The sequence below is a fragment of the Streptomyces sp. NPDC041205 genome (assembly GCF_055591765.1).
The window spans coordinates 755,635-774,446 of sequence record NZ_JBVIZH010000001.1 but is presented as its reverse complement, the minus strand read 5'-3'; the positions used below and the strand labels follow the sequence as shown (position 1 = coordinate 774,446).

Genomic DNA, 18,812 nt, shown 5'->3' with positions numbered 1-18,812 from the left:
ATTTCAGAACATGAAGCATTAGGGCTCGGAGCCGACCGCTCCCGGCCCCGCCGCCCCCAGCCTGAGGAGGACACCCCTCATGTCCGCAGCCCCCGAGCAGCTCCCGGCCACCGGCCGCGCCTGGCACCTCGTGCGTCGCCCGCACGGCTGGCCGGTCCCGGAGGACTTCGCGCTCCGCGAGGTCCCGGTCGAGGCCCCCGCCGAGGGCCGCGTCCTGGTCCGGAACCTGTACTTCTCGGTCGACCCGTACATGCGCGGCCGCATGAACGACGTGAAGTCCTACATCCCGCCGTTCCAGCTGGACCAGCCCATGGACGGCGGCGCGGTCGGTGTCGTCGTGGCGTCGAACGCGGACGGCTTCGCGGTGGGCGACCACGTGCTGCACTTCGGGGGCTGGCGGGAGTACGCGTCGGTGCCCGTGTCGTACGCGACGAAGGTGGACCCGCAGGCGGCGCCGCTGTCGGCGTACCTCGGCGTGCTGGGCATGACGGGCCTGACGGCGTACGCGGGCCTGCTCGAGGTGGCGTCCTTCAAGGAGGGCGACACGGTCTTCGTCTCCGGTGCGGCGGGTGCCGTCGGCAGTGAGGTCGGCCAGATCGCCCGGCTCAAGGGCGCCGCGCGCGTCATCGGCTCGGCGGGCTCGGACGAGAAGGTCAAGCTCCTCGTCGAGGAGTACGGCTTCGACGCGGCGTTCAACTACCGCGACGAGCGCCCGGTCGTCGACCAGCTGAAGGAGGCCGCCCCCGACGGCGTCGACGTCTACTTCGACAACGTCGGCGGCGAGCACCTGGAAGCCGCCATCAGCCGCATGAACGTACACGGCCGGATCACGATCTGCGGCATGATCGCGGGCTACAACGACACCGAGCCGACGCCGGGCCCCCGCAACATGGCCATGATCATCGGCAAGCGGCTCCGGGTCCAGGGCATGCTCGTCCAGGACCACCAGGACCTCCAGCAGCAGTTCGTGCGCGAGGTCGGGGCCTGGGTGCGGTCCGGCGAGCTCAAGTACAACGAGACGTTCGCGCGCGGGATCGAGAGCGGCGCGGAGGCCTTCCTCGGCATGCTGCGCGGCGAGAACACCGGAAAGATGATCGTCTCCCTGGACGCCTGACCCTCACTCTTCCGTAATCCGATAACCTAATTCCACAATCGCCGGGTCGGCGGGCGCGCGACACGGCACACCCCAGGAGGGATCGGCAGTCATGTCCATCCAGAACATCGACGTCAAGTACACCGCCGTGGCCACCGCGGAGAACGGCCGCGACGGCCGGGTCGCCAGCGACGACGGCAAGCTCGACGTCGTCGTGAACCCGCCGAAGGAGATGGGCGGCAGCGGCGCGGGCACCAACCCCGAGCAGCTCTTCGCCGCCGGCTACAGCGCCTGCTTCCAGGGCGCGCTCGGCGTGGTCGCCCGCCGCGAGAAGGCCGACATCTCCGGTTCCACCGTCACCGCGAAGGTCGGCATCGGCGCGAACGGCGAGGGCGGCTTCGGCCTCGAGGTCGAACTCATCGCCTCCATCCCGAACGTGGACGCCGCCACGGCCAAGGCCCTCCTGGAAAAGGCCCACGAGGTCTGCCCCTACTCCAACGCCACCCGCGGCAACATCAAGGTGGACCTGAAGGTCGCCTGAGCCTTTCCCCAACCCGGCCCCTTCCCGAACCGGGGGCTGCCGCCCCCTGGACCCCCGCTATCGGCGCTCCGCGCCTCGTCCTCAATCGCCGGACGGGCTAGAACCTTGCCGCAGCGGCGAGATATGTAGCCCCTCCGGCGTTTGAGGAGCGGGGGTCTGGGGGCAGCGCCCCCAGTTACGGGAAGGGGCGGGTCTGGGGCGCCCCCGCGAGGGCTACCGCACCCCGAACAACGCCCGCCCCACCTGGGCGAACACCCCCTTCGGGTGCCCCCGGAACAACGGCTCGGTGCCGAAGAGGACGACCTTGGTGGAGCCGCGGGAACCGCTGACCACGGACGCCTCCCCGGCCGCGTCGGCGGGGCCGCCCGCGCCGGAGGAGTCGGCGCGCCAGTGGCCGGAGACCAGCGGCTTGCCGCCCGCGTAGGCCTGCTCGACCCGGACGCCGTTCCCGAGGCCCGTGAACCACAGGGGCGCGTAGACGAAGCCGTACCCGGAGCCGGAACCGGCCACGGGGCCCCCGGCGTTGCGCACCCGGACCACGCCGTTGGCGTCACCGTTGCCCTGGACGGCCGTGACGGGCAGGAGCCCCGCGGCCTCGTTCAGGGCGGCACCCCCGGCGCCCCGCCCGACGAGCCCGCCGCCCCCGGCGAGGAACGCGTCGAGCCGCTTGCGCGCGGCGGGCTTGAGCTTGGCGCGGTCGAGCCCGGAGGACACGAAGAGGACGTCGGCCTTGCGCCAGTCGAAGCCGTCGTTGAGGACGGCGGTCGACACGGGCAGCACGTCGAAGTTCATCTCCCGCAGCGCGAACAGCTCCCCGGGCGTCACGGCCGCGGCGACCCGCGTGCGGCGCACCACGTCCTTGCCGCGCGCCTTGGTCGCGGAGAACGCCACGTCGTACTTCTCGGCCGCGTCCAGGGCGGCCCGCCGCGCCGAACCCGGCACGATGACGCTGCCGCCGTCGGCGGCACGGCGTACCGAAACCCCCGCGGCGGTGAGGGAGTTGAGGGCGGCCACCTCGCGGGGGTCGTCGAGGCGCAGCCGCAGGTTCCCGCGCGGCGCGACATGGCCGACGCGGGCGGCCGACTGGACCGCGCGCGACGGCACGGAGGTGGGGTCGCCCTTGCGGGCGGCGTGCACGGACGCGCCCCAGAGCCGGCCGAGGCTCCAGCCCGAGATGTCGTACATCGCCGAGACCTTGTCGCTGATGTCACGCCCGTCCGCGAGGATCACGTTCGCGATGCCCCGCTTGGGCTGGCGCATGTCGACGACGTACGAGCCCTTCTCGTACGAGGTGTTGCCGAGCCGGAAGTCCCGGGTGGCACGCCGGACGCGGACGTCGTTGGCGAGGAGATGGTCCACCAGGCGGGCGGTGGCGGCGGCGGAGCGCTGGCGCTTGCCCGCCGGGATGACGTACGCACGCGGGAACTCGGTCGTGTAGACGTCCTCCGGGCCGATGCCCGGCACGCCCGGCACGGTCTCCTCGGAGATCTCCACCGGCTGCGCGCCCGCGGCCCCGCGCCGGAACACCTCGATCTGGTCGGCGATCAGCGACGTGCGGTGGCCGCGCGCGTAGTCGAGCGTCGCCTTCATGGCCGCGCCCGCGATGTCCACGTTGATGGCGGAGCGGCGGCGCAGCTCGGCGGCGGGCTGGGAGTCGTACTCCTCGTTGTTGACCTGCATCGGGAACTCGATGGTGTGCGCCGCGACCGCGCCGTGGAACGGCATGTACTGCGGCGTGAAGATCGGCGGCCAGTCGTCCCAGCCCTCCTGCTGGTCGCGGAAGGGGATGACGGCGGGCAGCACGCCGTCCTTCTGCTCGGTGTAGCCGAGGCCGTTGACGGCCTTCTCCATGCCGAGGGCGTTGGCGTAGCTGTTCTTCAGGAACAGGTCGTACTCGTAGTTCTCGCCGTGCGGTGGGGTGGTCGGCTCGATGAGCGTGCCGTTCACGTACCCGTGCAGGTCGAGCATCATCGTGGGCTGCTTGTCGATCGCGATCCGCCGCACCGCGCGCGTCTCGGACTGGGTCGCGGTGATGAAGTCCCGGTTCAGGTCGAAGCCATTGGCGTTCTCGCGGGTGCCCGCGATCCGCCCGTCGGGGTTCATCGTGACGTTGAAGTAGAGGCGGTGGCGGGCGAGCAGGTCGCGGGTCTTCGCGTCCTTGGCCTTCGCCAGCCTCTCGATGAGCTTCAGGGCCGCGTCGGTGCCCTCCCACTCGTTGCCGTGGATGTTGTTGTTGATGAACACCGGAGCCTTGTACGCGGACTTGAGTGCCTTGTCCTTGGCGGCGGCCGAGGGCGCGTTCTCGATGCGGTCGCGCATCTTCTCCTGCCGGGCGGCCTCGCGCGCCGACTCGGGCGCGGTGACCGTCACCAGATACAGGTCGTGCCCTCCGGCCGACCGCCCGGCTATCTCCACGCTGACCCGGTCGCCGATGCCCTGGATCTTGTTCAGCCGGGGAGCGATGGCGTGGTACGGGGTCAGGCCCAGCTTGATGGACTTGTCGGCCGGGTTCTTCGGCACCGCGGCCAGCTTCCGCTCGCGCGGATAGCCGCGGCCCTGGCCGGTGCGGGCCGCGCCCGCACTGTCGTCGAGCGCGCGGTCCGCGGCGCTCTCCGGGGCCCGCGCGGCCCGGTCGGGCGAGTCCAGCGGGGCCTCGTCGCGGATCACCGGCCGGGGCGCGGGGTCCGCGCTCGCGCCGCCGGGGGTGAGCGCGGTGAACAGGAGCGTGCCCGCGGCGGCGGATGCGGTCAGGAGCACGGGTCTTGATGGGCGGGATATCCCCATACGTACCTCCGAAGCGTGGGCCGTTCGCCGACCCGAGGGAGCAGTCGAGAGATCAGTAGGGGAGGTCTACAGGGTGAAATCGCGCGCAACAAGGGGGTATTCACGAAACAGCCACCCCACCCGCACCGATCACGGGCCGCCGCCGCGGGCCGGATAAGGTGTGCCGCATGCGTGAACTGGGTCGTGGCTTCGGCTATCTGGTGAAGGGGCAGCGCTGGGTCGCCCAGCACGGCAAGCAGTTCGGATGGGGACTGCTGCCGGGACTGATCACCCTCGTGCTGTACGCGGGCGCGCTCGTCGCGCTCGCCCTGTGGGGCACGGACGTCGTCTCCTGGGCGACGCCGTTCGCCGACGACTGGTCGGACCCGTGGCCGGGCCTGTTCCGCGGCTTCCTGACGGTCCTGCTCTTCGCCCTGGCCCTGCTGCTCTCCGTGGTGACCTTCACCGCGGTGACGCTGGTGATCGGCGAGCCGTTCTACGAGTCCCTCTCCGAGCAGGTCGACATCTCCGTGGCGGGCTTCGCGCCCGAGTCGGGCCTGCCGCTCTGGCGCGAGCTGCTCATCTCCGTCCGCGACAGCCTCCGCATCGTCGTACGGGCCGCGATCTGGGGCGTGCTGCTCTTCGGCCTCGGCTTCGTGCCGGTCGTCGGCCAGACCGTGATCCCCGTCCTCGGCTTCTTCGTCACCGGTTTCTTCCTGGTGGAGGAGCTGACGGCGGTCGCGCTGCAGCGCCGCGGTGTGCGGCTGCGCGACCGCCTGGCCCTGCTCCGGGCCCGCAAGTCCCTGGCGTGGGGCTTCGGCGCCCCGCTCGCGGTCGTCTTCCTGGTGCCGTTCGTCGCCGTGTTCCTGATGCCGGGCGCGGTCGCCGGGGCGACGCTGATGGCACGGGACCTCATGGGCGAGGACGCCGGGGCCGACGACGACTCCGACGACGACTCCGACGACTCCGGCGACGCGAGCGGGACTCCCCGGCCGGACGGCCGGGGCGCGCCTACCGCCCGTTAGCCTCCACGGCCGTCACCACGATCTGCCGCACCTGCTCGATGATGTCGACCCGGTTGCGGACGAACTCCGCGTCCGTGACCGTGCCCGTCGCCGGGTCGGTGTTCCCGGCGCCGAACTGCAGCACGGGCGTGTGCACATGGCCGCCGGGCAGCCGGTCGTGCAGCCCGAGCCGGTCGCGCAGCAGCGTCGCCCGGTAGGCGATCTCGTTGGACAGGTAGTCCCCGCCGCCGCCCGCCCGCGCCGCCGACCCCGGAGTCGGCCCGTCCGGCCGCTGCACCGGCGTGCTGCCGCCCGCCGGGATCTCGGTCACGGCCGTGTTGTCGTACACGGGGAAGCGCCCGGTGTCCGCCGCCGCGATGTCCTTGTACGGGAGGGTGGTCGTCGTCCACTGCGGCTGCGAGGCCGGGTCGGTGACCGGTACGACGCCGGTGCTCGACAGGTTCTCGTTGTCCCCGAACCCGCCTCGCCAGGCCCCGTTGGTCCGCTCGATGTCGAACTTGCCGACCCGGCCCTGGCTCACCGTCGTGAACAGGTCGACGCGCGGCAGTTGCCGCCGCAGGACCCGCTCCACCTCGCCCTCGGCGAAGTCCGTCCAGCGCACCGGGAACACGGCCGTCTCGATGCGCACCGGACCCTCGGCGGTGCGGACGACTGTGCCGTCGAGGGCGAGCGCGGAGGCCCCGGAGGGGTTGCTGATGCGGGTGTCGCGGTCGAGCGTGAACGGGTCGAAGCCGGTCACGAGGACCCGCTTCATCCGGTGGCCCTTGGGATAGCTGATCGTGTCCTGACCCCGGGACGTCGTCTCCAGCTTCCCGAGCAGCCGCTCCCGCCGGTCGTCCCCCAGCTCGAACCCGCGCGGCTCCCAGCCCCGCAGCGCCCGCGTCATCCCGAGCCGCGCCCAGTACAACGGCCGGTCGTCGTCCCGGCTCAAGTCCCCGCCCAGCGGCCCGCGCCCCTGCGCCCGGTCCACGGCCCGCCGCCACAGCGCCTGCCCCTCGCGCGCGACGAGCCGCTCCGCCTGCGCGTAGGAGCGCACGCGGCCGAGGTCCCGCGCGAAGCCGGGCGCGACCCGGTCGAACCCGGCGCGCCGCAGGATCTCCTGGGGCGCCGCGCGGTCGAGGCGCTGCTCCTCGACGGTGGGCGCGCCGGCCCGGACGGTGTCGGCGGCCGACGCGGGCGGTACGAACGTCCCGGCGAGCAGCACGGCACCGAACACGCCGTACACGCCGAGCCGTCGACCTGATATCCCGGGAGTGGGGGACGTAGCCACGAGAGTCCTTCCGTTGCAGGTGAGGTGGCCGAAGTATCGCGGGACGGGAGGGGTTGGCGCCATGCCTCCACGCCGGTCATTCCGCCGAGGTCCTCACGTTCCGCGCGCGCTGCGGTTCTTGTGCTCCCCGCGCGGCGGGCCGCGCGTTCCGCGGGCAGCCCGAGCCGTACGTTCCGCACACACTCCGGGCCTTACGTCCCGCGCGCACCCCCAGCCCTCAGTCCGCCCCGCCGTGGCCCTGCGCCGAGTCCCCGCACGCCTCCCGCAGCGCCGCCAGGAACGGGGCCACCGCGGGCGGCGCCGTCCGGCCCCGCGCCGTCGCCGCGTACACCACCCGCGCGGGTACCCCTTCGTCGCGCACCGGCACCAGGGCGATGTCCGGCCGCGCCCCCTGCGCCGCGAGCGCCGGGACCAGGGTCACGCCGAGGCCCGCGGCGACGTACCCCTGCTTGGCCGTCCACTCGCCGACCACGTGCGCGATCCGGGGCCGGAAGCCGTGCCGCAGCGCCGCGTCGAGCAGGGTGCCCGCCGGTTCGGGGCTGCCGGAGATCCAGTCCTCGGCGGCGAGCCGGTCCAGGCCTACGCGGGGCTCGGCCGCCAGCGGGTGGCCCGCGGGCACGGCCACGTACAGCGTCTCGTCGAGCAGGTGGTGCAGCTCGTAGGCGTCATCGGTGAGGGGGCCGCCCGTGGTCGACACGACGGCCAAGTCCAACTCGCCCTCCGCGAGCCGCCCGAGCAGCGGCCCGGTGAAGCCCTCCTCGCGCGCGAGGGCCACACCGGGGTGGCGGGCGCGGAACAGCGCGATGGCCCGCGGCACCAGCGCCGCGTCCGCCGTGGCGAACGCCCCGAACCGCAGCAGCCCGCCCGCCACGTCGTCCAGGTCGGCCAACTCCCGCCGCAACAAACCAAGTTGGCGCAGCGCGGCCTCCGCGTGCGGCAGCGCGGCCCGCCCGTGCGCGGTCGGCCGCACCCCGCGCGGCAGCCGGTCGAACAGTGGCGCGCCTCCCAACGCGCCCTCCAGGGAGGCGATCTGACGGGACACGGCGGACTGTGTCCAGCCCAGGCGCCGTGCGGCCACGGTGAAGGACCCGTACCGGGCCACCGTCAGGAACGCGCGCAGCCAGACGGTCGACACATCGGCTGCGACGTCGCTCGACGCGTCACGCGCGGTATCGCTCAAGGCATGCGGATCATGCATGCCTTCCATGCTAGGCATTCGCTTGTGGCATCACCTGCCCGGGCCTAGCGTCGTACGCATGGAACGGAACAGGGAACAGCGCACGGAACCCGGCACCGATCAGCAGGACCAGGCCGTGCGGGCCGGCCAGCCCGCACCCACGCAGCGCCAGCGCGTCGCCTTCCTCGGCCTCGGCCACATGGGCGCCCCCATGGCCCGCCGCGTCCTGGCCGCCGGGCACCCGCTGACCGTGTGGAACCGCACCGCCGCGAAGGCGGAACCGCTCGTCGCGGCGGGCGCAAGCCCCGCCTCCTCGCCCGCGGAGGCCGTCCGCGACGCCGACGTGGTCATCACGATGCTCGCGGGGCCGGACGCGCTGCGGGACGTCGCCGAGGAGATCGTGCCGGTGCTGCGGGAGCGCGTCGGCGTCCACTGGGTGGAGATGTCGACCGTCGGGCCCGACGCCGTACGGGAGCTGGGGGAGCGGGTGCCGGACGGCGTCACGCTGGTCGACGCGCCCGTGGCGGGCAGCACGGACAAGGCCGAGGCGGGGCGGCTCGGCATCCTCGCGGGCGGCGACGCCACCGCCGTCGAGCCCCTGCTGGCCCACCTCGGCACGGTGACCCGCACCGGCCCCCTCGGCTCGGGCGCCGCGCTCAAGGTCGTCGTGAACACCGCCGTGCTCGGCGGGGTCGCCCTGGTCGCGGAGTCGATGGCGCTGGCCGACGCGCTGGGCCTGGACCCGGAGGTGGCGCGGGGCGTCCTGGCGCAGGGGCCGCTCGGGGGTGCCGTCGCCCGCGCCTTCGCCACCGACGTGCACTTCGGCAACGGCCTCGCCGCGAAGGACGTGGCGCTCGCCACGAGCACGACGTGGCTGCCCGCGATGGAGGCGGTCCTCGGCCACTACGAGGCCGCGGCGGCGGACCCGGCCGTGGCCGACGAGGACATCGCCGCGGCCGTCACCCACATCCGCGACACCCGCAAGCCCCGCCCCTGACGCACCACCGGCCACCCACCACCAGCCACCCACCCCCGGCCACCCACCACCAGCCGTCCACCACCCACGGGCCACCACCCACGGCCCGCCCCCAAGCCTGCCCACATCCCGACTTCAGGAGCCCGGCCCCATGCACGTCACCCTCGACAACCCCACCACCGCGCCCCAGCCCCTCGGCCCCTACTCCCAGGTCGCCCGCGTCCAACTCGCCGACGGCGGCGCGCTGTTGTACCTCTCCGGACAGATAGCCGAAGGCGCGGACATCGCCGAGCAGACCCACGGCGTCTTCGCGACCCTCGCCGCCCTCCTGGAGGCGCACGGCGCGACGCTCGCCGACATCATCAACATCCGTACGTTCCTGACGGACATGGACGACCTGCCCGGCTACGCGGCCGTGCGCCGCACCTACCTCACCGGGACGCCGCCGACGAGCACCACGGTGTCGGTCCCGCGGCTGTTCAAGCCGGAGGCCCTGATCGAGGTGGAGGTGGTCGCTAGCTGCCCGGCCGGGCGGCCGTGACCCCCCGGTGGGCCATCTCGGCGAGGCGCGACTGCCCGTCCTTGCTGGGGTGGAACCAGTCCCAGTGGCTCAACTGGTCCCCGTCGAAGTGGAAGCCGAAGACAGCCCCGCCGTCGTACCGGCAGCGCTGATCCTTCGCGCAGACGTCCTTGAGCACCTTGTTGTACGCCACCACGCGGTCCTGCACCGACTGGCGCCGGTCGGTGGCCGCCCGGCCCATGTCGTCCGCGTCGGCCAGCATCGACTTGCAGATGCCGAGCTTCCACACCTGCTTGCCGAGCTGGTTGGTGCGGCCCGTGGACCAGAGCCGCTTCAGGTCCGGCACGCTCGCCACGTACACCTGTGTCCTGGGCTGGGTGCGGCGCAGCGCCCGCAGGGCGTCCTGGAAGTCGGCGCGGAACTCCGCGACGGAGGTCATCTCGTCGGCCGACGACCGGCAGGCGTCGTTGGCGCCCGCCATCACCGTCACCAGCTCGGGGTCGCGCGCCGCCGCCCGCTGCATCTGCCCCGGGAGGTCGGCCATCCGCGCGCCGGTCTTGGCGTAGTTCCAACTGTGCGTCGCCGCGCGCTGCTTGCCGAGCAGCCGCCGCGCGAGGCTGCGCACCTCGTCGTCGCTGCCGGTCGCCCAGGACGCCTCGGGGCAGTCCGAGAGCACCGAGCAGGCGTCGAAGCCGCGTGTGATGGAGTCGCCGACGGCGGCGAGGGAACGAGGGCTGGTGTCCCAGGCGGGGGCCCGCTTGGGGGCCGCTCTGTCCTGTGCCGACGACCCTCCGGGCGCCGCGGAGTCGCCGCCCGACGCGTCACACGCGGTGAGCGTGGCGAAACCGGTGAGAGCCGCCGTCGCGAGGGCGACGGCGGCCCGTGCGCGGTGCCTTGAATTCCGCATCCTCGTCCCCTCTGTCGTCCAACGTGACGTCGCGCGGGCCGTTCAGGTTGCGTCCCGCCGAGTGGTGATATGTCCCGTGCGCGGTCCCGGGACACCCAACCGGGGGTTTCCGGGCCTCCCAGCGAGTGAAACCCAGGGGATTCCCGGCATGCGGACCGACGGTACGTCACACTCCTTGCCTCGCCGCACGGTAGCCTCGCGACCCAGTGGCACCCGATTTTCTCGGTTCCGCTAAATTACATCACGTCACATCTGTCCCCTTTTTTGACTTTCCCCGCTTTTGGGGAATATCGCTCGGCACGGGCGCGAGGCCGCTGGGGAAGGCGTACCTCGTCCCACACTGGAGGTCCCGGTGACGACACGTGGAGTTCTGTACGTGCACTCCGCACCGCGCGCGCTGTGCCCGCACGTCGAGTGGGCCGTCGCGGGCGTGCTCGGCGCACGCGTCAGCCTCGACTGGATTCGACAGCCCGCGGCGCCCGGCACATGGAGATCCGAGTTCTCCTGGCAGGGCTCGGCCGGCACCGCCTCCAAGCTCGCCTCCGCGCTGCGCGGCTGGGACCTGCTGCGCTTCGAGGTCACGGCCGAGCCCAGCGCGTCGGCCGAGGGCGAGCGCTACAGCGCCACCCCCCGGCTCGGCATCTTCCACGCCGTCACCGGCATCCACGGCGACATCCTGATCCCCGAGGACCGGCTGCGCGCCGCCCTCGCCCGCTCCCAGAGCGGCGAGAGCGACCTGGCGGCCGAGCTGGCCAAGCTGCTCGGCAAGCCCTGGGACGACGAACTGGAGCCGTTCCGGTACGCGGGCGAGGGCGCGCCGGTGCGCTGGCTGCACCAGGTCGTCTGAGAGCACGTACGCAGAAGGCCCACCCGGTCGCACCGGGTGGGCCTTCTGCGTACGTACACCGGACGGTGGTTACACCGTTCGGAAGGCGAGGACGACGTTGTGGCCGCCGAAGCCGAACGAGTCGTTCAGCGCCGCGATCGTGCCCTCGGGCAGCGGGCGGGGCTCGCCGCGGATGATGTCCGCGTCGACCTCGGGGTCGAGGTTGTCGACGTTGATCGTGGGCGGGGCCACCCGGTGGTACAGCGCGAGGACCGTCGCGACGGTCTCCACACCACCGGCGCCGCCCAGGAGGTGACCGGTCATCGACTTCGTCGAGGCGATCGCCATGTGGTCGACGTCGTCGCCGAACGCCTGGCGCAGCGCCTTGATCTCACCGACGTCGCCCTGCGGGGTCGAGGTGGCGTGCGCGTTGATGTGCACGATCTCGGCGGGCTTCAGGCCGGTGTTGTCGACCAGGTGCTGCAGCGCCGCGGCGATGCCGTTGCCGGACGGCTCGGGCTGCGTGATGTGGTGCGCGTCGGCCGAGATGCCCTGGCCGACGGCCTCCGCGTAGATCCGCGCGCCGCGGGCCTTGGCGTGCTCCTCGGACTCCAGGACGATCACGCCCGCGCCCTCGCCGAGCACGAAGCCGTTGCGGTCGCGGTCGTAGGGGCGGGACGCGCCCTGCGGGTCGTCGTTGTTCTTCGACATCGCCATCATGTTGCCGAACGCGACGATCGGCAGCGGGTGGATGGCCGCCTCCGTGCCACCGGCGACGACGACGTCGGCACGGCCGGTGCGGATCATCTCGATCGCGTAGCCGATGGCCTCCGCGCCGGACGCGCAGGCCGAGACCGGGGTGTGCACCCCGGCGCGGGCGTTCAGGGTGATGCCGACGTTCGCCGCGGGCGAGTTGGGCATCAGCATAGGAACCGTGTGCGGGGAGACGCGGCGTACGCCCTTCTCCTTCAGCACGTCGTACTGGTCGAGGAGGGTCGTCACGCCGCCGATGCCGGAGGCGATGACCGCGCCGAGCCGGTCGGGGTCGACAGCGGTGTCCTCGCCCGCCTTCGCGGTGAAGCCCGCGTCCTTCCAGGCCTCGTCGGCCGCGACGAGCGCGAACTGCGCCGAGCGGTCGAGCTTGCGGGCCTGCGGGCGCGGGATGGTCTCCGTCGGCTCGACGGCGATGCGGCCCGCGATGCGGACCGGCAGCTCGGCCGCCCAGTCCTCCTCGATGAGGCTGATCCCGGAACGGCCTGCGAGCAGACCCTCCCAGGTCGATGCCGCGTCGCCACCCAGCGGTGTGGTTGCGCCGATACCGGTGACGACCACGGTGCGATTGGTCGAGTTCACTGGATTTCTCTCTCCACGATTTGGTTCAGATGCGGATGCGGCGGCGCCACCGCCGGGTGGCGGCTGGCAAAAGCCCCGGCCGGCACGAGCCTGCGGTCGTCAGGCTCGGACCTGATGTCAGGCCTGGTGCTCGAGGATGTACTTCGTCGCGTCGCCGACGGTCTTCAGGTTCTTGACGTCGTCGTCCGGGATCTTGACGTCGAAGCGCTCTTCGGCGGCGACGACGACCTCGACCATGGACAGCGAGTCGACGTCGAGGTCGTCGGTGAAGGACTTGTCCAGCTGGACGTCCTCGACCGGGATGCCGGCGATCTCGTTGACGATCTCCGCGAGACCGTCGACGATCTCCTTCTCAGTGGCGGCCATGTTGGCGCTCCTTCGTATGTATCCAGAGGGTGTGGCGGCAACCGCGTGGATCCGAAGATCCGCAGCGGGTGCCTAGGGGAGGGTAACGACCGTGGCGGCGTACACGAGACCCGCCCCGAAGCCGATGACGAGCGCGGTGTCGCCGCTCTTCGCCTCACCGGTCGCCAGAAGCCGCTCCATAGCGAGCGGAATCGAGGCGGCCGAGGTGTTGCCGGTGGTGCGTACGTCACGGGCGACCGTGACGTGCTCCGGCAGTTTCAGAGTCTTCACCATCGAGTCGATGATCCGCTCGTTGGCCTGATGCGGAATGAAGACGTCCAAGTCGTCCGCGGTGATTCCGGCCGCGTCCAGCGCCTGCTGGGCGACCTTCGCCATCTCGAACACGGCCCAGCGGAACACCGCCTGGCCCTCCTGCGTAATGGCAGGGAACTTGTCGGGGGCGCCGTTGCGGTACGCCTCCCACGACTCGGTCTGCTTGATCGTGTCGGACTTGTCGCCCTCCGAACCCCAGACCGTCGGGCCGATCCTCGGCTCCTTGGAGGGGCCCACGATCACCGCGCCCGCGCCGTCGCCGAACAGGAACGCCGTGGCCCGGTCGTGCAGGTCGGTGAGGTCGCTCAGCCGCTCCACGCCGATGACGAGGACGTACTCGGCGGAGCCCTCCACGACCATGCCCTTGGCGAGGGTCAGGCCGTAGCCGAATCCCGCGCAGCCCGCGGAGATGTCGAACGCGGCGGGCTTGCCCGTGCCGAGCTTGTCCGCGATCTCGGTGGCGATGGCCGGGGTCTGCTTGAAGTGCGAGACGGTGGAGACGATCACGGCGCCGATCTGCTCGGGCGTGATGCCCGCGTCCGCGATGGCCTTGCCGGACGCCTCGACGGACATCGCGGCGACGGTCTCCTCGTCGGAGGCCCAGTGGCGGGTCTGGATGCCGGAGCGGGAGCGGATCCACTCGTCGGACGAGTCGATCGTCTCGAGGATGACCTCGTTCGGCACGACCCGCGTGGGTCGGTAGCCGCCGACGCCCATGATCCGCGCGTACGGGGCGCCCTGGCTGGGCTTGATCTTCGACATGCGCTACGGCTCCTTGTCTCGCTCAGGAATGCTCGGCGACGAGCGTGCGGGCCGCGTCGAGATGGTCGGGGGTCTTCACCGCGAGCGTCTTGACGCCCGGCAGCGCGCGCTTGGCGAGACCGGTCAGGGTGCCGCCGGGGCACACCTCGATCAGCGCCGTCACGCCGAGCTCCTTGAAGGTCTCCATGCACAGGTCCCAGCGGACCGGGTTGGCGACCTGGCCGACCAGACGGGAGACCACGTCGGCGCCCGCGCCGACCGGCTTGCCGTCGCGGTTGGAGAGGTAGGTGAGCCGCGGATCGGCGGGCGTGAGACCGGCGGCGGCCGTCTCCAGGGTCGCCACCGCGGGCGCCATGTGCTCCGTGTGGAAGGCGCCCGCGACCTTGAGGGGCACCACCTTGCGGACGCCCTCGGGCTTGTCCTCCGCCAGGGCGGCGAGCTGCTCCAGGGTGCCCGCGGCCACGATCTGGCCCGCGCCGTTCACGTTCGCCGGGGTCAGGCCCAGCTTCTCCAGGTGCGGGAGGGTGACCTCGGGGTCGCCCCCGAGCAGCGCGGCCATGCCGGTCTCGGTGACGGCGGCGGCGTCGGCCATGGCCAGGCCGCGCTTGCGCACGAAGCGCAGGGCCTCGTCGTCGGTGAGCACACCGGCGTACGCGGCGGCCGTGATCTCGCCGACGCTGTGCCCGGCGACGGCGCCGGGCGTGATGTCACCCAGTGCCGCGGCGGAGAGCAGACCGGCGGCCACGAGCAGCGGCTGCGCCACGGCGGTGTCACGGATCGCGTCCTCGTCCGCCTGCGTTCCGTAGTGGGCGAGGTCGAGCCCGATGGCGTCCGACCAGGCGGCGAGCCGGTCGGCGGCACCGGGGAGGTCGAGCCAGGGAGTCAGGAAGCCGGGCGTCTGGGCGCCTTGGCCGGGAGCGACGAGTACGAGCACTCTCACACTCTCTCTTGTGGACAGTACGAACCGCCCGTGGGGACAGGGACGAAGAACCGCTGAGGGAATTGTAGGACCCCGACAAAGACTCAGGTCTGGGAATCACCGTCTGCGAGACGTCCCAGGATCAGCGCGATGCGCAGAGTGAACGCCGAGCGCACATCCGAGGGGGACCAGCCGGTGACGTCAGTCACACGTCGAAGCCGGTAGCGCACGGTGTTGGGATGCACAAAGAGCATCCGCGCGGCGCCCTCCAGGCTACTCGCCTGTTCGAGGTAGACGCTGAGGGTCTCCAGGAGCGCCGAACCGGCCTCCTCCAGCGGTCTGTAGATCTCCTCCACCAGCTGTTCGCGCGCCGCCGGATCGCCCGCGATCGCCCGCTCCGGCAGCAGATCGTCCGCGAGGACGGGGCGCGGCGCGTCCTGCCAGGCGCCGCACGCCTTCAGGCCCGCGGCGGCCGCCTGCGCGGAGCGGGTGGCGGCCAGCAGGTCCGGCACGATGGGCCCGGCCACCACGGGACCGGCCGCGTACGGCCCGATCAGCGCCTTCGCCACGGCCAGCGGGTTGTCGTTGCCGCCCGCGATGACGACCAGACGGGTGCCGAGCACACCGGTGAGGACCTGGAGCTTGGCGTGCCGGGCGGCCCGGCGGATGGCCTCGACGGTGAGTTCGCTGTCGCCGTCGGGCGCGGTGCCGAGGACCACGCAGACGTGGTCCGGCGAGTTCCAGCCAAGCGCGGCGGCACGGGAGACGGCTCCCTCATCGGCCTCCCCGGAGAGCACGGCGTTCACGACGAGCGACTCCAGGCGCGCGTCCCAGGCACCGCGTGCCTCGGCGGCCTGTGCGTACACCTGCGCGGTGGCGAAGGCGATCTCGCGGGCGTAGACGAGCAGCGCCTCGCGGAGCACCGACTCGTCGCCGGGCGCGGCGACCTCGTCGATCGCCGACTCCATGACCTCGATGGTGGTCCGCACCATCTCCACGGTCTGGCGCAGCGTGATCGCCCGGGTCAGCTCGCGGGGTGCGGTGCCGAAGACGTCCGTCGAGATCGCCTGGGGGGCGTCGGGGTGCCGGAACCACTCGGTGAACGCGGCGATACCGGCCTGGGCGACCAGGCCGATCCAGGAGCGGTTCTCCGGTGGCATGGCCCGGTACCAGGACAGCGTCTCGTCCATGCGCGCGATCGCCTGCGCCGCGAGGCTGCCGGACGACTTCTCCAGGCGCTTCAGGGTCGCGGCGTGCGCGTGGGCGCGGCCGCCGCGCCGGGCGTCGGCTCCGGCGCCCGGGTGGGCTGAGTTCGCTTCAGGTTCGGGCACGGGGACAAGACTGCCTTATCGGGACGGCGGCGTGCGGGGCCGGGTCTACGGTGGGGGGCGTGATGGAAGTACGGCGTTCCGGTGAGCGGTATCCCGGGGGTGACCCCATGGCGGGGATCGACTCCTTCCACGCCTTCTCCTTCGGGCCCTACTACGAGCCCGACAACCTCCGCTTCGGCGCGCTTCTGGCCTGCAACGAGGAGCATCTCGCGCCCGGTGCCGGGTTCGAAGAGCATCCGCACAGCCACACCGAGATCGTCACCTGGGTCGTCGCGGGCGAGCTGACCCACCGCGACTCCGCGGGCCACGAGTCCGTCGTCCGCCGCGGTGACGTCCAGCACCTCAGCGCGGGCGCGGGGGTCCGGCACGTCGAGCGCAACGCGGGCCCCGAGCCGCTGACCTTCCTCCAGATGTGGCTGGCCCCCCGGGACCCCGGCGGGCCCCCGTCCTACGCCATCGTCCGCGGCATCGCCGACTCCACGCCCTACGCCGTTCCCGCAGCCTCCGCCCTCCTCCACGTCCGCCGCCTCGCCCCCGGCGAGCGCACGGCCCTCCCCGACGCCCCCATGGTCTACGTCCACGTGGTCCACGGTGAAGTGGCCCTGGCTGACGAGGACCTCGGCCCGGGCGACTCGGCCCGCCTGACGGGGGAGCCGGGGTCGGACGTGGTGTCGTACGGGGGCAGGGCGGAGCTGCTGGTGTGGGAGATGGGATAGGGCTCTTTCCGTACCCCGATCCCGGCGCCCCGCGCCTAAAGTCCGGCCAGCACCGCGTCGGTGAACGTCGGCCACACCTCCACGGCCCACGGCCCGAACGCCCGGTCCGTCAGGGCCACGCACGCGGCCCCCGCGTCCGGGTCGACCCAGAGGAACGTTCCCGCCTGCCCGAAGTGCCCGAAGGTCCGCGGCGACGAGGAACTCCCCGTCCAGTGCGGCGACTTCCCGTCCCTGATCTCGAACCCGAGCCCCCAGTCGTTGGGGTTCTGGTGCCCGTACCCGGGAAGCACGCCCTTGAGCCCGGGGTAGGCCACGGACATGGCCTCGGCCACGGTCCGGGGGTCGAGCAGCCGGGGCAGCTGCACCTCGGCGGCGAACCGCACGAGGTCGTCCACGCAGGACACCCCGTCCTTCGCGGGCGAGGCGTCCCCCGCGAGGAACGTGGAGGTCATCCCGAGCGGTTCGAGCACGGCCTGCCGCAGATAGTCCGCGAAGGGAATGTCCGTGGCCTTGGCGATGTGCTCGCCGAGCACCTCGAACCCGGAGTTGGAGTAGAGCCGCCGCGCCCCGGGCGCGGCCACCACTTCGTGGGCGTCGAAGGCGAGCCCGCTGGTGTGCGCGAGCAGATGCCGCACGGTGGCCCCGTCGGGCCCGGCGGGCTCGTCCAGCTCGACGGCACCCTCCTCGTACGCGACGAGCGCCGCGTACGCCGCGAGGGGCTTGGTGACGGAGGCGAGGGCGAACTGCCGCCCGGTGGGCCCGCGCGTCCCGGCGACGGTGCCGTCCGCGCGGACGACGGCGGCGGCAGCGGTCGGGACCGGCCAGTTCTCGATCAACGCCAGGCTCTGCATGCGTACGAGCCTAAGCGCCCGTGAGTTTCAGCTGCATGTAGGGGTCGGGCTTGCGGACGAACCCGAGCGAGGCGTACAGGGGCTCGGCGTCGGGCGACGCGGTGAGGTCGACCTGCCCGGCGCCCCGCTCCCGGAACCAGTCGAGCAGCGCCTCCACACAGGCGCGCGAGAAGCCCCGGCGGCGCATGCCGGGGTCGGTGGCGACGCTGAAGAGGTAGCCCGCGACGCCGTGCGGATTGCCCGCGCGCCCGATGCGGTACTCCAGGGTGCCGACGGCGAGCGCGGCGAGGGCGCCGGGCCGCTCCGGGTGGTCGACGACGAACGCGGCGAAGTCCCCGTCGGGGTCGGCGAGGCGTTCGCGCACGGTGGGGATGGACTCGGCGTGCCAGTCGGTGACGGAGGTGCCGGGCGGGGTGCCGTCCAGGGCGAACACGGAGTCGATCATGACCTGGCGCAGGCGTATGACTTCTTCGGCGTCCGCCGCCGCGGCGCGTCGTACAGGATTCATGGGCCGCACGGTAGCCATCGCACCCCGGCGCCGTCCCGTGGATTACGGCCGGGGCCGGCGATCTTTCGGATGGGCCTTGCTTGGAGTGCGCTCCAAGGTTCTAGCGTGGGGGCCATGACGGTGATGGAGACCACCCCCGCACCCACACCCGCCCCCACCCGCGACCAGGACGGGCCCGAGATCTGCCCGCCCCCGCCCGCCCATCCGCGCCCGGACGGACAGGACCGCTACACGATCAGCGAGGTCGTCGCGGTGACCGGTCTGACCGCGCACACCCTGCGCTGGTACGAGCGGATCGGTCTGATGCCGCACATCGACCGCTCCCACACGGGCCAGCGCCGCTACCGCAACCGCGACCTGGACTGGCTGACCCTCGTCGGCAAGCTGCGCCTGACCGGCATGCCGGTCGCCGACATGGTGCGCTACGCGGAGCTGGTGCGCGAGGGCGACCACACCTTCGGGCAGCGCCGGGAGCTCCTGGAGCGCACCCGCAGGGACGTCCGGGCCCGGATCGCGGAACTCCAGGGCACGCTCGCCGTCCTGGACCACAAGATCGACATCTACTCCTGAGCCCAGCCGCTCCGGAACCCCCAGCT

19 protein-coding genes are annotated in these 18,812 nt (G+C 72.4%); 8 read left to right on the top strand and 11 right to left on the bottom strand.

Annotation, left to right across the window (positions count from 1 at the left end):
* The first annotated feature begins 79 nt into the window (after positions 1–79).
* Together ACZ6BG_RS03515 and ACZ6BG_RS03510 are read left to right on the top strand one after the other, a co-directional pair.
* A complete protein-coding gene (locus ACZ6BG_RS03515; protein WP_468996410.1) occupies positions 80–1,114 on the top strand; it encodes an NADP-dependent oxidoreductase in 1,035 nt (344 codons plus the stop codon).
* Positions 1,115–1,205: 91 nt separating this feature from the next.
* On the top strand, positions 1,206–1,634 hold the full coding sequence (locus ACZ6BG_RS03510) for an organic hydroperoxide resistance protein (protein ID WP_468996408.1): 429 nt from the start codon (positions 1,206–1,208) through the stop codon (positions 1,632–1,634).
* 213 nt (positions 1,635–1,847) lie between these two features.
* Here the strand turns inward: ACZ6BG_RS03510 and ACZ6BG_RS03505 are convergent, their stop codons facing one another.
* Positions 1,848–4,418, bottom strand: a complete 2,571-nt coding sequence (locus ACZ6BG_RS03505; RefSeq protein WP_468996405.1) for a M14 family zinc carboxypeptidase — start codon at positions 4,416–4,418, stop codon at positions 1,848–1,850.
* Between the two features lie 167 nt (positions 4,419–4,585).
* Here ACZ6BG_RS03505 and ACZ6BG_RS03500 point away from each other — a divergent pair, with 167 nt between their 5' ends.
* Positions 4,586–5,422, top strand: a complete 837-nt coding sequence (locus ACZ6BG_RS03500) for an EI24 domain-containing protein (protein WP_468996403.1) — start codon at positions 4,586–4,588, stop codon at positions 5,420–5,422.
* Here ACZ6BG_RS03500 and ACZ6BG_RS03495 read toward each other — a convergent pair.
* Positions 5,409–6,668, bottom strand: a complete 1,260-nt coding sequence (locus ACZ6BG_RS03495; protein ID WP_468997895.1) for a pyroglutamyl-peptidase I — start codon at positions 6,666–6,668, stop codon at positions 5,409–5,411. The genes ACZ6BG_RS03500 and ACZ6BG_RS03495 overlap by 14 nt on opposite strands.
* 241 nt (positions 6,669–6,909) lie before the next feature.
* Entirely contained in the window at positions 6,910–7,890 is a 981-nt protein-coding gene (locus tag ACZ6BG_RS03490) for a LysR family transcriptional regulator (protein ID WP_468996401.1), read from the bottom strand.
* Between the two features lie 58 nt (positions 7,891–7,948).
* On the opposite strand from ACZ6BG_RS03490, the gene ACZ6BG_RS03485 reads away from it, so the two are divergent.
* Positions 7,949–8,866 (top strand): NAD(P)-dependent oxidoreductase, encoded by a 918-nt coding sequence (locus ACZ6BG_RS03485; RefSeq protein WP_468996399.1) that lies wholly within the window; start codon positions 7,949–7,951, stop codon positions 8,864–8,866.
* A gap of 130 nt (positions 8,867–8,996) precedes the next feature.
* Positions 8,997–9,386: a RidA family protein gene (locus ACZ6BG_RS03480; RefSeq protein WP_468996396.1), complete on the top strand. Its 390-nt coding sequence runs from the start codon at positions 8,997–8,999 to the stop codon at positions 9,384–9,386.
* On the opposite strand, the gene ACZ6BG_RS03475 is transcribed toward ACZ6BG_RS03480, so the two are convergent.
* A complete protein-coding gene (locus ACZ6BG_RS03475) occupies positions 9,361–10,272 on the bottom strand; it encodes an SGNH/GDSL hydrolase family protein (RefSeq protein WP_468996393.1) in 912 nt (303 codons plus the stop codon). The two genes, ACZ6BG_RS03480 and ACZ6BG_RS03475, sit on opposite strands and share 26 nt — an antisense overlap.
* A 352-nt stretch (positions 10,273–10,624) precedes the next feature.
* Here ACZ6BG_RS03475 and ACZ6BG_RS03470 point away from each other — a divergent pair, with 352 nt between their 5' ends.
* Positions 10,625–11,119, top strand: coding sequence for a DUF3145 domain-containing protein (locus ACZ6BG_RS03470; RefSeq protein WP_380857411.1), 495 nt, complete (start codon positions 10,625–10,627; stop codon positions 11,117–11,119).
* A 69-nt stretch (positions 11,120–11,188) separates the two neighbouring features.
* Here the strand turns inward: ACZ6BG_RS03470 and fabF are convergent, their stop codons facing one another.
* The 5 genes from fabF to ACZ6BG_RS03445 all read right to left on the bottom strand — a co-directional run bounded on the left by fabF (position 11,189) and on the right by ACZ6BG_RS03445 (position 16,141).
* Complete coding sequence (gene fabF / locus ACZ6BG_RS03465) at positions 11,189–12,451, bottom strand: beta-ketoacyl-ACP synthase II (RefSeq protein ID WP_468996390.1); 1,263 nt, start codon at positions 12,449–12,451, stop codon at positions 11,189–11,191.
* 117 nt (positions 12,452–12,568) lie between these two features.
* Positions 12,569–12,817 (bottom strand): acyl carrier protein, encoded by a 249-nt coding sequence (locus ACZ6BG_RS03460; RefSeq protein ID WP_030358543.1) that lies wholly within the window; start codon positions 12,815–12,817, stop codon positions 12,569–12,571.
* 72 nt (positions 12,818–12,889) lie between these two features.
* Positions 12,890–13,891, bottom strand: a complete 1,002-nt coding sequence (locus tag ACZ6BG_RS03455; protein ID WP_468449524.1) for a beta-ketoacyl-ACP synthase 3 — start codon at positions 13,889–13,891, stop codon at positions 12,890–12,892.
* 22 nt (positions 13,892–13,913) lie between these two features.
* Positions 13,914–14,825 (bottom strand): ACP S-malonyltransferase, encoded by a 912-nt coding sequence (locus ACZ6BG_RS03450; protein WP_468996385.1) that lies wholly within the window; start codon positions 14,823–14,825, stop codon positions 13,914–13,916.
* An 89-nt stretch (positions 14,826–14,914) separates the two neighbouring features.
* A complete protein-coding gene (locus ACZ6BG_RS03445; RefSeq protein WP_468996382.1) occupies positions 14,915–16,141 on the bottom strand; it encodes a PucR family transcriptional regulator in 1,227 nt (408 codons plus the stop codon).
* Positions 16,142–16,203: 62 nt separating this feature from the next.
* Between ACZ6BG_RS03445 and ACZ6BG_RS03440 the strand changes: the two genes are divergently transcribed.
* A complete protein-coding gene (locus ACZ6BG_RS03440) occupies positions 16,204–16,857 on the top strand; it encodes a pirin family protein (protein ID WP_468997893.1) in 654 nt (217 codons plus the stop codon).
* A gap of 35 nt (positions 16,858–16,892) precedes the next feature.
* Here the strand turns inward: ACZ6BG_RS03440 and ACZ6BG_RS03435 are convergent, their stop codons facing one another.
* Both ACZ6BG_RS03435 and ACZ6BG_RS03430 read right to left on the bottom strand, forming a co-directional pair.
* Positions 16,893–17,708, bottom strand: coding sequence for a serine hydrolase domain-containing protein (locus ACZ6BG_RS03435; RefSeq protein ID WP_468996379.1), 816 nt, complete (start codon positions 17,706–17,708; stop codon positions 16,893–16,895).
* 10 nt (positions 17,709–17,718) lie between these two features.
* On the bottom strand, positions 17,719–18,216 hold the full coding sequence (locus tag ACZ6BG_RS03430) for a GNAT family N-acetyltransferase (protein ID WP_468996374.1): 498 nt from the start codon (positions 18,214–18,216) through the stop codon (positions 17,719–17,721).
* Positions 18,217–18,330: 114 nt separating this feature from the next.
* Here ACZ6BG_RS03430 and ACZ6BG_RS03425 point away from each other — a divergent pair, with 114 nt between their 5' ends.
* A complete protein-coding gene (locus ACZ6BG_RS03425; RefSeq protein ID WP_468996369.1) occupies positions 18,331–18,786 on the top strand; it encodes a MerR family transcriptional regulator in 456 nt (151 codons plus the stop codon).
* Positions 18,787–18,812 lie beyond the last annotated feature (26 nt).